Source organism: Methylomonas paludis (genome assembly GCF_018734325.1).
In the GTDB taxonomy this organism is placed as follows: Bacteria; Pseudomonadota; Gammaproteobacteria; order Methylococcales; family Methylomonadaceae; genus Methylomonas; species Methylomonas paludis.
In genome coordinates this window covers 1,192,842-1,207,876 of sequence record NZ_CP073754.1, presented here as the reverse complement: position 1 = coordinate 1,207,876, position 15,035 = coordinate 1,192,842, and the positions used below count along the sequence as shown (strand labels likewise).

13 protein-coding genes are annotated in these 15,035 nt (G+C 48.9%); 2 read left to right on the top strand and 11 right to left on the bottom strand.

Features of this window, described 5'->3' with window-relative positions; all coding sequences use genetic code 11:
* Nucleotides 1–63: 63 nt before the first annotated feature.
* Entirely contained in the window at nt 64–690 is a 627-nt protein-coding gene (locus KEF85_RS05490; RefSeq protein WP_215583732.1) for a hypothetical protein, read from the top strand.
* A 209-nt stretch (nt 691–899) separates the two neighbouring features.
* Here the strand turns inward: KEF85_RS05490 and KEF85_RS05485 are convergent, their stop codons facing one another.
* The 7 genes from KEF85_RS05485 to KEF85_RS05455 all read right to left on the bottom strand — a co-directional run bounded on the left by KEF85_RS05485 (nt 900) and on the right by KEF85_RS05455 (nt 8,707).
* The gene (locus KEF85_RS05485) at nt 900–1,934 is read right to left on the bottom strand and encodes a sigma 54-interacting transcriptional regulator (RefSeq protein WP_215583730.1); all 1,035 of its coding nucleotides are present in this window, start codon (nt 1,932–1,934) and stop codon (nt 900–902) included.
* Nucleotides 1,935–1,977: 43 nt separating this feature from the next.
* Entirely contained in the window at nt 1,978–2,556 is a 579-nt protein-coding gene (gene kdpC, locus KEF85_RS05480; protein WP_343222172.1) for a potassium-transporting ATPase subunit KdpC, read from the bottom strand.
* Nucleotides 2,557–2,567: 11 nt separating this feature from the next.
* Nucleotides 2,568–4,640, bottom strand: coding sequence for a potassium-transporting ATPase subunit KdpB (kdpB, locus tag KEF85_RS05475; protein ID WP_215583728.1), 2,073 nt, complete (start codon nt 4,638–4,640; stop codon nt 2,568–2,570).
* A gap of 4 nt (nt 4,641–4,644) precedes the next feature.
* On the bottom strand, nt 4,645–6,468 hold the full coding sequence (gene kdpA / locus KEF85_RS05470; protein ID WP_215583726.1) for a potassium-transporting ATPase subunit KdpA: 1,824 nt from the start codon (nt 6,466–6,468) through the stop codon (nt 4,645–4,647).
* On the bottom strand, nt 6,468–6,557 hold the full coding sequence (gene kdpF / locus KEF85_RS05465) for a K(+)-transporting ATPase subunit F (RefSeq protein WP_215583724.1): 90 nt from the start codon (nt 6,555–6,557) through the stop codon (nt 6,468–6,470). The genes kdpA and kdpF overlap by 1 nt, the downstream gene beginning before the upstream one ends.
* A 387-nt stretch (nt 6,558–6,944) precedes the next feature.
* A complete protein-coding gene (locus KEF85_RS05460) occupies nt 6,945–8,228 on the bottom strand; it encodes a Y-family DNA polymerase (RefSeq protein WP_215583722.1) in 1,284 nt (427 codons plus the stop codon).
* Nucleotides 8,228–8,707 (bottom strand): LexA family protein, encoded by a 480-nt coding sequence (locus tag KEF85_RS05455; RefSeq protein WP_215583720.1) that lies wholly within the window; start codon nt 8,705–8,707, stop codon nt 8,228–8,230. Before KEF85_RS05455 ends, KEF85_RS05460 begins: the two co-directional genes overlap by 1 nt.
* 424 nt (nt 8,708–9,131) lie before the next feature.
* Here KEF85_RS05455 and KEF85_RS05450 point away from each other — a divergent pair, with 424 nt between their 5' ends.
* Nucleotides 9,132–10,145: a sodium:calcium antiporter gene (locus KEF85_RS05450; protein WP_281413691.1), complete on the top strand. Its 1,014-nt coding sequence runs from the start codon at nt 9,132–9,134 to the stop codon at nt 10,143–10,145.
* Nucleotides 10,146–10,171: 26 nt separating this feature from the next.
* On the opposite strand, the gene KEF85_RS05445 is transcribed toward KEF85_RS05450, so the two are convergent.
* The 4 genes from KEF85_RS05445 to KEF85_RS05430 form a co-directional block, all read right to left on the bottom strand.
* Complete coding sequence (locus KEF85_RS05445; RefSeq protein WP_281413710.1) at nt 10,172–11,386, bottom strand: ATP-dependent DNA helicase; 1,215 nt, start codon at nt 11,384–11,386, stop codon at nt 10,172–10,174.
* Nucleotides 11,359–12,873, bottom strand: a complete 1,515-nt coding sequence (locus KEF85_RS05440; protein ID WP_246535100.1) for a DUF6399 domain-containing protein — start codon at nt 12,871–12,873, stop codon at nt 11,359–11,361. The genes KEF85_RS05445 and KEF85_RS05440 overlap by 28 nt, the downstream gene beginning before the upstream one ends.
* Before the next feature lie 179 nt (nt 12,874–13,052).
* The gene (locus tag KEF85_RS05435) at nt 13,053–14,567 is read right to left on the bottom strand and encodes a DUF6399 domain-containing protein (protein WP_246535100.1); all 1,515 of its coding nucleotides are present in this window, start codon (nt 14,565–14,567) and stop codon (nt 13,053–13,055) included.
* 149 nt (nt 14,568–14,716) lie between these two features.
* Nucleotides 14,717–14,974, bottom strand: coding sequence for a DEAD/DEAH box helicase family protein (locus KEF85_RS05430; RefSeq protein ID WP_215583708.1), 258 nt, complete (start codon nt 14,972–14,974; stop codon nt 14,717–14,719).
* Between the last annotated feature and the right edge of the window lie 61 nt (nt 14,975–15,035).

Here is a 15,035-nt window from a genome sequence, read left to right as displayed (position 1 = left end):
AATAACAGCGGTTCAATATTAAGCACTATTGGATTTCTAATAACTATAATGAGGAGGTAGTCCATGCAATATATTAAAACAGTTTTGGTCAGTGGCTTGCTGCTTAGTCTAAATGCCCATGCAACCATTTTGTATAGCTATCAAAGCGCACCCTATACCAATGTTTCCAATACGATAGACCCATCGCTGTTTCCGTCTGCGTCTTTATCTGATCACGCCACTTTTTCATTTACGCTTGCTCAGCCCTTGGCTGCCAATCTGGCACCTGCTACTGCGTCTGATAACAATACAATACCGCTGAGTTGGTCTATATCTGATGGCAGCTATTCGGATAATTCAACGCTGAATTCCGGTGCCTTAAAAGAGCTTACTTTTCAAACTGACAGTTCGGGAAAAATAGTTGATTTTTCTGTTAACTATAACTTCCCCGCTGCCAGCAATGTCAGCGGTTACATTGAGATTTATGAAACATATCCCAGTTCTCCGGCTTTTTTTCAAGCCCTACATGGCAGTGGCGTGTTGGTAAACGCTACCTATGATCCTTTTGGCAATACTAAGCACGTTCAGGCCAGTACTGGGCAAATTGGGCTATGGACAATTTCATCGGTACCGTTACCAGCGGCGGCATGGTTGTTTGGCAGCGTTGTATTCGGCTTTCTGGGCTGGAAACGCTGGGGCCATATTAACTGATGGGCGGTGTTTGGGTGGATTGCCTGGCGGGGAATCCACCCAACCTTGTTTTACGACTTTTTCAACGCGTTATTTATTGGCGATCCCAGGCACTCTGCGCTTTTGATGCGCTGCATTGGGCTTAGCATATCCTACCAGCACCTGCTTTTTAAAGAGATACCTGGATGCGCCAACGCTGTAAGGATCCGGGTGGAATTGGCAGCTAGTGCTTACCAATCCGGTAAGTCCAGCACTTTAATTTTGCGTGTCAAGGTATTCCGGCTATAGCCCAGATGCTTGGCAGCCATTTGCCGATGGCCATCGAACTGGGCTAAGGCCATTTGTATCAATACTTTGTCGAAATCCGACTGTGCCTGTTTGGCGACATCTTGATTACCGGCCTGCAGTTGTAATTTGGCCCAGACGCTTAAGGCATCCTGCCAATCCAATAACTCGGCATTGGTTTGTAAATCCAGCATTTCATCGGGTAAATCGAATTTACGGATGCACGAACCGGTCACCATTAAGGTTAGCCAATGGCACAGGTTTTCCAATTGTCTAATATTGCCTGGCCAATGATAAGCACACAAATAATTTTCCAGCTCTGGAGACAGGCGTTTATGGGCCTCACCGAAGCTCGAAGCGGCATTGCGTAAATAATGTTGTAACAGTAGAGGAATATCTTCCCGACGTTCACGTAAAGGTGGAATTCGCACCCTGAATACATTCAATCGATGATACAAGTCTTCTCTGAAGCGGCCTTCTGCCACCAGTTCTTCCAGATTTTGATGGGTAGCCGCGACAATCCATACATCCACTTTGACTGTGGCATGAGCCCCTACCGGATAAAATTCGCCATCTGCCAATACCCGCAACAAACGGGTTTGTAATTCCAGCGGCATATCACCAATTTCATCCAGAAATAATGTTCCGCCATTGGCCTGCTCGAATCGTCCGGCCCGCCGGGCATAAGCCCCGGTAAACGCCCCGCGTTCGTGGCCAAATAATTCGGACTCCAGTAAGTCTTTGGGAATAGCGGCGGTATTGATGGCAACAAAGGGCTGATGGGCACGCGGACTTCGACAATGCAGGGTTCGCGCTGCCAATTCTTTCCCGGTGCCGGTTTCTCCATTGATCAATACTGTCATAGCCGAACGCGCTACCCTGTCAATAATCCGTATTAGATTATGCATCGCCGGGGACACACCCAACATTTCGGGGGTGTCCAACACAGGTTCCAACTGCTGACTATCAAATTCCATCATATTATTTCAAGTAATACCATTGTCTGCACAGTTGACCGCCAACTTAATTACCCAGCGCATCCAAAGCCAGATTCAATTGCAACACATTGACTCTGGGTTCACCAAACACCAGCCATTGCCGGTCTTCGCTGTTGGCGGCAACCAGGGCCCGTAAAATGCTTTCACTGATATGACGCAAGCGGGCTACGCGTTTAATTTGATATTCAGCCGCAGCCAGACTGATATGCGGGTCCAAGCCACTGCCGGAAGCGGTGACCAGATCCACCGGTACTGGCGCCTGATTAGTCGGATCGGCGTCATGTAAAGCCTGAACTCTGGCCGCCACCGCCTCTATTAAAGCCGGGTTGGTCGGCCCCAGATTGGAACCGCTGGAGGCGGCAGCATTATAGCCATAAGGCCCGGTTGCCGAGGGCCGGCTCCAGAAATAACGTGGCTCGGTAAAGGTCTGGCCTATCAAGGCCGAACCCTGCACTTCGCCCTGTTTGCCGGTTATTAAACTGCCGTTGGCCTGCTGGGGAAACCACCATTGCGCCAATGCCGTCACCAAGGCCGGATATGCAACACCGGTTAATAAGCTCAACAACAGCAGCAGGATGGCTGCCGGTCTTAAATAATTCAACATATTCGACTCCATTACACCAGGTTCAAGGTAAGCAGCAACATATCAATCAGCTTGATACCAATAAACGGTACTATCAGTCCACCCAAGCCGTACACCAGCAAATTATTCTGCAACAGTTTTTCCGCACCTACCGGTTTATACCGTATCCCGGTCAATGCCAGGGGTATCAGGGCTATAATAATCAGGGCATTAAAGATTACCGCCGACAGTATCGCACTGGCAGGCGTTGCCAAACCCATCACATTTAATACATTCAAAGCCGGATAGGTGGTGGCAAATGCCGCCGGGATAATGGCAAAATACTTGGCCACATCATTGGCAATACTAAACGTGGTTAAAGCTCCGCGTGTCATCAGCATTTGCTTGCCGGTTTCGACAATCTCGATCAATTTGGTGGGATTGGAATCCAGATCCACCATATTGCCGGCTTCCTTGGCTGCCTGAGTCCCGCTATTCATAGCCACTGCCACATCGGCCTGGGCCAAGGCCGGTGCATCGTTTGTTCCGTCACCGGTCATCGCTACCAGACGGCCATCGGCCTGATGCTGACGAATCAGACTTAACTTGGCTTCCGGGGTGGCTTCCGCCAGAAAGTCATCCACTCCGGCTTCTGCGGCTATGGCTGCTGCGGTCAAACGGTTGTCACCGGTAATCATAATGGTCTTGATGCCCATCTGCCGCAATTCCATGAAGCGTTCTTTGATGCCGCCTTTGACAATATCCTTCAGTTCTATTACACCCAAGGCCTTGGCGCCATCGGCTACCACCAGCGGGGTACTGCCGCGCCGCGCCACATCGGTAACGCTTTTTTGAATATCGTCAGGAAACTGCCCACCCTGTTCGGCGACAAACTGCTTAATGGAGTCGGCGGCGCCCTTGCGGATTTGCCGCCCTGCCAAATTCACGCCACTCATCCGGGTTTGGGCGCTGAAATGCACAAAGGTGGCACCTAAAGAGCGTACATCACGTTCCCTGATGCCAAACTTTTGTTTGGCCAATACCACAATACTGCGGCCTTCCGGGGTTTCATCGGCCAGGGATGCCAATTGCGCCGCATCGGCCAACTGATCTGGAGAAACACCTCGGGCTGGAATGAATGTCGAAGCCTGCCGGTTACCCAGGGTGATGGTTCCGGTTTTATCCAGCAGCAGTACGTCGACATCACCTGCTGCTTCCACAGCCCGGCCGGAGGTGGCTACCACGTTTTTCTGCATCATTCTGCCGATACCGGCCACACCAATTGCAGACAATAAGCCACCGATGGTGGTGGGTATCAGACATACCAGTAAAGCCACCAGTACCGTGATACTGATCGGCTGACCACTACCTGAACTACTGACGCTATACAGTGAAAACGGCAATAAAGTCACGGTGGCAAACAGAAACACCAGGGTTAAGGCCACCAGTAAAATAGTCAGGGCAATTTCGTTGGGGGTTTTCTGGCGTTTGGCACTCTCCACCATTGAAATCATCCGATCCAGAAAGGTCTCGCCGGGATTCACTGAAATCCGCACTACCAGCCAGTCCGATAACACTCTGGTGCCGCCGGTTACTGAACTGAAATCGCCGCCCGATTCCCGAATCACCGGGGCACTTTCGCCGGTTATCGCACTCTCATCCACCGAAGCCACGCCTTCGATCACCTCACCATCACCCGGCACAAAATCACCGGCTTCGATCAATACCACATCACCTTTACGCAAACTGGAGCCAGGCACTTTTGAATAGTTGCTGCCGTAACGGGCTTCATCGAGTTTTTTGGCGGTAATATCACGCTTGGCGCTACGCAAAAACGCCGCTTGCGCCTTGCTGCGGCCCTCCGCTACTGCTTCTGCAAAATTGGCAAACAGTACGGTAAACCATAACCAAAGGGTCACATGTAAAATAAAACCGGCCGGTTCTTCACTTTGACCAGTCAGCGCTTGCAACCACAAAACGGTGGTCAGCAAACTACCCAGATACACCACAAACATCACCGGATTTTTCCATTGCTGTCTGGGGGTTAATTTTGCAAACGAATCAAGCACCGCTTGCAGGAGAATATCCCGCTCAAACAGGGATGTAGAAACAGATTTACTCGTCATAGTATTACCTTAATCCTAATGCAGACTGATTAATCATTTGCAAATGCTCAACCACCGGTCCCAAAGCCAATGCAGGCACAAAGGTCAGCGCCCCTACCATCAGTACTGTACCGATCAGCAACATCACAAACAGCGGCGTATGGGTGGACAAGGTGCCCGGCCCGACCGGCACCGTTTTTTTGGCGGCAAAAGAACCGGCAATTGCCAATACCGGAATGATTAGCCAATAACGGGAAAACAGCATGGCCAAACCCAGCGTCAGGTTATAAAACGGCACGTTGGCTGAGATACCGCCAAAAGCACTGCCATTGTTATTACCCGCCGAGGAGAACGCGTATAACACTTCACTAAAACCATGAGCCCCCGGATTGAATATGGAAGCCTTGCCGGCCTCGGTCAACAGAGCGATGGCGGTACCCGCCAATACCATCAAGGGTGGAATCAGAATCACGATACCGGCCATTTTGACTTCAAATGCCTCAACTTTTTTCCCCAGATATTCCGGGGTACGGCCTATCATCAGACCGGCAATAAACACCGCGATCAGGGCATAAATAATCATGCCGTATAAGCCTGAACCTACCCCACCGTAAATGACTTCGCCCAACTGCATCAGCCACATCGGCACCATGCCGCCCAAGGGCGTAAACGAATCATGCATCGCATTTACCGAGCCATTGGAGGCTGCTGTGGTCACCACGGCCCATAAGGCTGAATTGACTACCCCAAACCGGGCTTCTTTGCCTTCCATATTGCCGCCGGGCTGTTGCGCCGCCGCCAATTGATCCACACCCAGCGTTGTTAAGGCCGGATTACCGGCTTGTTCGGCAGGCACGCTGACAAACACCAAAACCACGAACACCAAGGTCATCGCCGCCAGCATTACCCAGCCCTGGCGCACATCGCCTATCATCACGCCAAAGGTGTAGCACAAGGCTGCCGGGATCAGTAATATGGCCAGCATTTCCAGGAAGTTGGTCAATGGGGTTGGATTTTCAAACGGATGCGCCGAATTGACGTTAAAGAAACCGCCGCCATTGGTACCCAATTGCTTGATGGCAATTTGCGAGGCCGCCGGGCCTAGGGCCAAAGTTTGTTGCCGGCTCTGCGCATCTACCATGACCGGCTTACCTTGTGCATCCAATACCGGTTTGGCATCGGCGTCCAGTTGCGGGGTTTGATAACTCACCACTTCCTGTAAATTTACGGTCTGATACTGGCTGAATGTTTGCACCACGCCCTGCCCCACCAATACCAGTGCGAACAGCAAAGACAAAGGCAACAGGATATAAAGGGTACTGCGCAGCATATCCACCCAGAAATTACCGATACTATCGGTATTGCGCCGGGAAAAACCGCGTATCAATGCCACTAATACCGCCATGCCACTGGCTGCCGATAAAAAGTTTTGCACGGTTAAACCCAGCATTTGGGTCAGATAACTCATGGTGGCTTCGCCGCTATAGCCTTGCCAGTTGGTATTGGTGGCAAAACTAACTGCGGTATTAAATGCTGAATCCGGGCTTACCGCGGCTAAGGCCTGCGGATTTAACGGTAAAATATCCTGAAACCGTTGCAGGAGATACACGACTAACAAACCCAGTAAATTGAATACCAGTACGGCTAAAGCATATTGGCTCCAGCGCATTTCCTGTTCCGGCTTAATTCCGCTGAGCCGATACAATAGATTTTCTAAGCCGCTAAACCAGCGATTTAAACCCACCGATTCATTTTGGTAAACCCGGGCCATATAAATGCCTAAAGGCTTGGCTAAGCCCAATAAGACGGCTAGATAAATAAAAATCTGTAAAAAACCTTGAGCAGTCATCAGAATTTCTCCGGATAAAACAAAGCTACCAGTAAATAGATAAAGACCACCAGCGCCAATACCCCACTCAAGCCGTAAACCCAACTCATGATTTTCCCCGCAACACTTCGCACCCGGCTATCAGCCAGGCAGAAATCCCAAAAAATACCAATGCCAACAACAAATACAATGCATCCATCTGGATTACCTCACCTAAATTAAAATCGTAGTGCACAAGTTACCTTACTCACTATAGTGCTAATTTACAGAATCATGTATAAAAATTCTGTAAAAACCCCCGGTATTTGTGTTAAGAAAATATAAGGAAATTCGCGGTAATTGTGATTTTCAGCAAGGCCGACTCGGCGGCTATTGCAGTTGTTTTGTGGTTACAACTTTATAACAATGAGGAATCGGATAGTGATGGCATGGTGATGGAGCCGGGCAAAAGGCAAGACCTGACCCTATGATGTTGCTATGATGTTGACCCTATGATGTTAGCAACAGCTTACCTTAAGCAAGTCGCGCCAGTCGGTGGTGTAACAGGGGGATATACGTTCTGATCTGGCTTTCCAGGTTTTGTCGAAACAGCTGGCGGCCACTTCTATGGACTTGGGGAAGCGCCGGTTGATTTGATCGAGGGTTTTCATTAATGACCGGTTTTCCGTAGCCAAACCCATTGCGGTGAAATCAAACAATTCCTGCTGGGCGGGTGTCGATTCCGGCTGGATACCGCTGAGTTGCACGCCGCATTTCTGGTAGTTGTAACCGGCCCGGAATATTTGCCTTAATAAGCGCTGGGCGATGCTGATCATGATGCGGGTATCCTGAGTGGCCGGTTGCAAGCGGTAGCTGGCAGCGCGTTGATATTGGCCGCCCTGCCCCGCGAACGGGCTGGTTCTGATATAAACGCTCAGACAGCCGGCCACGGATTTTTGGTGTCTGAGTTTCTCGGCGGCTCTACTGCAGTATTCGGCCACGGCGTGTGACATTTCTGCCAATGTGGTTACTGGCCGACTGAAACTGCGCGAGCAGACGATCTGCTGTTTATCCGGGGCTATTTCTGCCAGGGCCTGGCAAGGGGTGGCGTTTAATTCCATGACGGTTCTGGCCAGCACCACGCTAAATTGCTGATGCATGCGTTCACTGGGCTGGCTGGCCAAATCCCAGGCGGTGTGGATACCAAGTGACTGAAGTTTGGCGGCGGTAAGGGAGCCTATGCCCCAAACTTCTTGAACGGCAACGCGGCGCAACAGTTTTTCCCGGCGGATGGGGTCGGATAAATCCAGCACCCCCCCGGTTTTTGGCCATTTTTTGGCGGCAAAATTAGCCAGTTTTGCCAGGGTCTTAGTCGGCCCCAACCCGACGCAAACCGGAATGCCGGTCCTTTTAAACACGGTTTCTTTAATCTGTAAGCTGTAGGCCAACGGTTCCTGGCTGCCGATATCGGTTAAATCCAGAAAGGCTTCATCAATGGAATAGACTTCCAGATGGGCGGCAAATTCGGCCAATGTGGCCATGACCCGCGCCGACATATCGGCGTATAACGCATAATTGGAGGAAAACAGCTGGATGTGATGACGCTTGACCAGATGCTGTACCTGAAACAGCGGCACGGCCATTTTGACGCCTAACTCTTTGACTTCCTGACTGCGGGAGACGATGCAACCATCGTTGTTGCTCAATACCGCCACTGGCTTGCCGATCAGATCAGGCCGGAATACCCGTTCGCAACTGACGTAAAAGTTGTTGCAATCGACCAGCGCAATCAGTTTAGCCATTACACAGCGTGGATGACGTTGGTGACCACGCCCCAGACCACCATATCGATATCTTCATGCAGGACAATATCGGCATAGGCGGGATTTTCGGCTTTTAATTGCCATTGCCCTTGCTCCCGGGCCAGGCGTTTAACGGTTAATTCGCCGTTTAAGGCGCAGATCACAATTTTGCCGGCGACCGGTTCCAGCGAACGGTCGACCACCAGGATATCGTCGGGATGAATACCGGCCCCCAGCATGGATTCACCCTGAGCGCGCACAAAAAAGGTGGCCGCCGGTTTTTTGACCAGCAAGTCGTTTAAATCCAGGGTTTTTTCGATGTAATCATCGGCGGGCGACGGAAAGCCAGCGGCGACTTTGCCGGTAAACAGCGGCAAAAACCTTTTTTGCAGGCTTTGCGCCGGTCTTAAAACCGTTGACCAGGCACCGAATAGTGGCCGGGCAGCGGTGATTTTGAGGGGGTTGTGGGTTGCAGGCATGGTAACAGCTAAAGGGCAAAAAACAGCTGATAGCCTACCATGTAAACAGCTTTAGTTCTATTTCTGTTCTGGATTTGGTGTTTTATTAAAGCTATGTTTGCGTTAATCGTGTTTTGTGGCTACTCTATTTACTGCTTACTGGATCTAAAAGACGATTTGGTACTTGAGCTTGCTGCCGGGTCAAAGGTTTAAAGCATTATTACCTACACTTTGTTGGTGTCGAGAAATTCGATGTAGAAGCAATCAGGCCCAAAACCTTAAACCTGCTTAGGGCGTTTTCACTTCGTACTCAAGAAGCTTTGGTGGATTGCCTAGCGGCGAATCCACCCTACCTGACTATTCCACAAAATCGCGGCTATTAGCTGCGAAATCAATACCGAAGCGGCTGATGTGCTGATTCGGCACCATTTAAGGATCAAAATCAGTGACGGTTTTTCTGCTTACCCTGTTGATAATGCTGATTGTTATTTTGATAGCATCAGAACTTTTTACCAATGCGCTGGAACATCTGGGCGAGAAACTCAATATTTCCGAAGGGGTTACCGGCTCATTATTTGCCGCGATCGGCACCGCTTTGCCGGAAACCATGGTACCGCTGCTGGCTTTGCTGGCCGGCACCGCCGATGCCAATATCAATGAGGAAATCGGCGTAGGCGCGATTCTGGGCGCACCGCTGATGTTATCCACTTTATCGACCTGTTTGATGGCGTTTTCGGTGTTGCGCCAAAGAGGCATAGCCGGACGGATTCGACCGGAACGTAGCGGCTTTGTCAGAGACTTGAATGTTTTTCTGTTTGCCTTTGTGCTGGCCGCTGCCGCCATGTATGTGCCGCAGCAAGAACGCTATATCCGCGGTGCATTGAGCGTGGCGCTGGTATTGACCTATGTGGTTTATATCATACTGACGCTACGGGCTTCGGCGGTTTTAGTGGAAGACGGCCACGCCACCGAAACCGACTCAAAAATGTATATTGCCCGCCTGGGGCTGCCCACCAATCTGCTGACGATTTTGCTGCAACTGGCGCTGGGCCTGGCCTTGCTGGTGTATGGGGCTGAAGGCTTTATCTATGGAGTTGAGGGCGTGGCGCACTTGCTGGGCATTTCGGCCTTGCTGTTATCGCTGCTGATTATTCCGATTGCCACCGAATTACCGGAGAAGGTGAATAGCATTCTCTGGATTCGGCGCGGCAAGGATACCCTGGCGTTTGGCAATATCACCGGGGCGATGGTGTTTCAAGGCACGCTGCTGCCGGCGATTGGTATTATGCTGACCCCCTGGCAACCGCGTATCGAGGTGTTAAGCGGGGTATTGATTACGGTGCTTGCGGCTGCTTGGCTGCGGATGAATTCGCGCAAGCACGGCAACGGCCTGCCGCTGTGGGCTTTGCTGGTTAATGGTTTGTTTTATATTACATTTTTGGGGATGACGTTGTGGTGAGGCGGGCGAATAGATGTTAGGTTTAGTTAACCAGACAAGTTCAGATCAGACCTTTCTAATTGCTGATAGAATTGAAGAATCTTGCTATCAGCTTTGACATCTTTCATTGATATTGGCCTTAAAAGCGTAATACCAGCCATAGTTCGACAACGCGATAACGCGACATAGGTTTGACCACTGCAAAATGCACCACCCCCTAAATCAATTCTAACTTTATCCAAAGTCATCCCTTGCGACTTATGTATCGTGATAGCCCAACCTAAGGTCACAGGAAATTGTTTAAAGCTTCCGACACTTCGACTTATGATATGTTTTTCCCGAGGATTGTACTCATATTGAATTTTTTCCCAGATTTCTCTATTAACAGATACAACATTACCAGTTGCGATTAGTTCTACAGTTAAACTATCTTCAGAAAAAGCAATGATTTTACCTAAAGTGCCATTCATCCAATACGGATGATTGTTTTTAACAAACAATACTTGTGCCGATTCTTTTAATTCCAAACAATCTGGCACAGGAAACTTATCGTGTTGTAAATTTATACGCCCTTCGATTTGAGCATGATATTTTTTTAATTCACCAGATAAACAATCCAGATTTCGCCTATTGATCGACTCTGCCGCTCTTTTAGTGGGCACCAAGTACATTGATGAGTCTTGTTCGCTGACTTTATCTCTAAAACATTCTCTATTAAGCCGAGCGACTGCATCGCGATGATTTTGGTTTAATCTTATTCTATCCAAAATATCAACAAATTCCTGATCCAACTGCCTAAATACCCTGGTTAACTGTATAGAAGTGATGCCTATTTCCTCAAATACTAAAGCAGAAAAGAAATTTGCTGATAGATAACGATCACTGTAAAAAACCGCTAAAACCGGATCAGAAATGACCGGAGGCAATTGTAACAAGTCTCCTACAAATACAACACTGATTCCGCCAAATGCTAATTCATTATTTTTCATTAACTTTAGGCTATTGCTAATGCTATCAATAATATCTGGCGACACCATGGATACTTCATCAATAATCAATACTTGAAGATTAGCAATAACCGGACGCATATGTGTTTTTGGCTGAAAAACTTCATCAGAATTTAACGCTCTTGGTGGGAACCCAAAAAAAGAATGGATCGTTGTCCCTCCAACATTGATAGCCGCCAATGCGGTTGGCGCAACTACTGCACAATTTTGAAAATTTGGCTTCCAACTTAAGCCGGGACAGTTTTCAAAAACAATGGGTTATGAATAGTCCGCTCCCGCCCCTTTCTTGGCAGCGGAAGCTCGCCCATTTCAGCAACCAACCATAAAAACAAATCAGGAAACGTTTGACCAAACAAGCGCATTGCCGCTGTTGTTCCATCAGTCCGTTTGAGTCCGTAGTTATGAATCACTGTCAATGCCCTCAGGCGTTTTTCGGTCAAGCCACGGCCATTGTGATACATCTGCGACAGATAACCATTACGCCCCTCGACGGCGGAAGAACTGCGATGAAAGTTCCGCGCCATCCACTCTGCCCATTCCAACCAGCGTTGCAATTCGCTTTCCGACAGGGTTGCTGTGAAAGCATCAGTCTGTAAATGCTGCGCGGCTTGCTGCCAAGCCTGACGGTATTTTTCCCTTTGCCTGGGGTTTTGGGTTTTGAGCAGTTGCTGATGCCAGTACACCGTTGGTAACAGGGCATGAATCAGCCAGTAGTGCGTTGCCTCATCCACCGAAAGACCGGCTAGAATTTCCATGACCCATAGCCACCAGGTTTCTACATTGGACGCTAAGTCATTCAATTGATTACGAAACTTATTTATGGTCTGTTTTATGTCAGCAATAGATTGCGATTGCGCGATTTTTTCAAACGCCTGAGCGCGTTTTTCCAGACTGAAAGTCACCTGTTCCGCCCGATTGATTTTCTGGGTTTCTAACGAAAACGGATGAACATCTTCGGCAATGCTGGCCAGATTTTCGTGATAATCGGCGCGTGTTTCCTGTATCTGTTTATAGGCTCGTTCTGCATCAACGACCTGCACCAATTCGGCGAGGTTGTTGTCCGGTTTCTTTTTCAATAGCGCCTCAGCCGTTTCCAGTTGAGTTTTCGCTTGTTCGTGCCGCCTTCCCAGCGTTGCACCCAACCATTTGCTGACATCCTGCTGTGCATGAAAAATATCGGCACCTGATTGACAGTCAAACCCGGTAATAGCCAGTTTGATCAAGGCTTTGGCTCGGTCGCTGACGGCGTGGTTGACGTCAATACCCAACTCTTTTAGGCGCGGTATCGCTTTCTCAAACCAAGTATCGAAGCGACGGTCATGGCTGATGTCTTCCAGAATCAAATAACCGGACGACAAGTCCATCAGCACCAGGATGAGAAAATCACCAAAAAATGTTTCATCCATGGCGACTACGGCTGAACGTGTTTGAGCTGAAACGCCGCTTTCACAACGCTGCTGAAATACGGGTAACAGGCTTTCCATCCGGCTCAATTGCTGACGCAATGCCGATGAAGATATGCCCACATGCGTGTCAATGCGAATCAGCTTGAAAAATCGCGACAACTTGTCGGCTCCAACATGGCACTCCATGCCAAAACTGTACAGAACCGCAACCATCAATAGTTTCAACCAGGCTTCGCCTGCTTCGGTTTCCCATAGGGCAGATTCGGGATATTGATGGCGTCGGGCTTGCGCTTTTTGGTGCCGATGGACGCTACTTTTGGATCGATTGACCAGCACCGCCAATTGTCTAAGACTTTTCTTGCCACGGGCTACCAGTTCATTGATAATCGAGCGGTTCGTTGCACGGATTCCTTGTGTCGTTTTGTTTTTTTAGTCATTAACTCATGATACAGGACTGTGCGGCGAACGCTTGATTTTGTCCCGGTTTAAGTGGGTAGCCAAACAGGGCTTCCAACTTAAGCCGGGACAGTTTTCAAAAACAATGGGTTATGAATAGTCCGCTCCCGCCCCTTTCTTGGCAGCGGAAGCTCGCCCATTTCAGCAACCAACCATAAAAACAAATCAGGAAACGTTTGACCAAACAAGCGCATTGCCGCTGTTGTTCCATCAGTCCGTTTGAGTCCGTAGTTATGAATCACTGTCAATGCCCTCAGGCGTTTTTCGGTCAAGCCACGGCCATTGTGATACATCTGCGACAGATAACCATTACGCCCCTCGACGGCGGAAGAACTGCGATGAAAGTTCCGCGCCATCCACTCTGCCCATTCCAACCAGCGTTGCAATTCGCTTTCCGACAGGGTTGCTGTGAAAGCATCAGTCTGTAAATGCTGCGCGGCTTGCTGCCAAGCCTGACGGTATTTTTCCCTTTGCCTGGGGTTTTGGGTTTTGAGCAGTTGCTGATGCCAGTACACCGTTGGTAACAGGGCATGAATCAGCCAGTAGTGCGTTGCCTCATCCACCGAAAGACCGGCTAGAATTTCCATGACCCATAGCCACCAGGTTTCTACATTGGACGCTAAGTCATTCAATTGATTACGAAACTTATTTATGGTCTGTTTTATGTCAGCAATAGATTGCGATTGCGCGATTTTTTCAAACGCCTGAGCGCGTTTTTCCAGACTGAAAGTCACCTGTTCCGCCCGATTGATTTTCTGGGTTTCTAACGAAAACGGATGAACATCTTCGGCAATGCTGGCCAGATTTTCGTGATAATCGGCGCGTGTTTCCTGTATCTGTTTATAGGCTCGTTCTGCATCAACGACCTGCACCAATTCGGCGAGGTTGTTGTCCGGTTTCTTTTTCAATAGCGCCTCAGCCGTTTCCAGTTGAGTTTTCGCTTGTTCGTGCCGCCTTCCCAGCGTTGCACCCAACCATTTGCTGACATCCTGCTGTGCATGAAAAATATCGGCACCTGATTGACAGTCAAACCCGGTAATAGCCAGTTTGATCAAGGCTTTGGCTCGGTCGCTGACGGCGTGGTTGACGTCAATACCCAACTCTTTTAGGCGCGGTATCGCTTTCTCAAACCAAGTATCGAAGCGACGGTCATGGCTGATGTCTTCCAGAATCAAATAACCGGACGACAAGTCCATCAGCACCAGGATGAGAAAATCACCAAAAAATGTTTCATCCATGGCGACTACGGCTGAACGTGTTTGAGCTGAAACGCCGCTTTCACAACGCTGCTGAAATACGGGTAACAGGCTTTCCATCCGGCTCAATTGCTGACGCAATGCCGATGAAGATATGCCCACATGCGTGTCAATGCGAATCAGCTTGAAAAATCGCGACAACTTGTCGGCTCCAACATGGCACTCCATGCCAAAACTGTACAGAACCGCAACCATCAATAGTTTCAACCAGGCTTCGCCTGCTTCGGTTTCCCATAGGGCAGATTCGGGATATTGATGGCGTCGGGCTTGCGCTTTTTGGTGCCGATGGACGCTACTTTTGGATCGATTGACCAGCACCGCCAATTGTCTAAGACTTTTCTTGCCACGGGCTACCAGTTCATTGATAATCGAGCGGTTCGTTGCACGGATTCCTTGTGTCGTTTTGTTTTTTTAGTCATTAACTCATGATACAGGACTGTGCGGCGAACGCTTGATTTTGTCCCGGTTTAAGTGGGTAGCCGAAAATTTTGGGTAAGAAAACGAATTAAAGTGGATTTACCTGTTCCTGCTCGACCAGTAACGAATACAGCAGTATCTTGTCTTTTTACAGCATCAATGACCAATTGATATTCCGGAATAGCAACAATATCACTATCATTCTGATTTGCAAGACTAATCGAGGTAATATCACATACATCCCGTTTTGACCTAATTGCATAAAGTAATTTATTGATTACGGAAAAATCAATGACTTTGGTTTTCACTAGCAGCCTGGATTAATATAATTAATTGATACTGAATCATAATTTAATAGTTTTTATTATT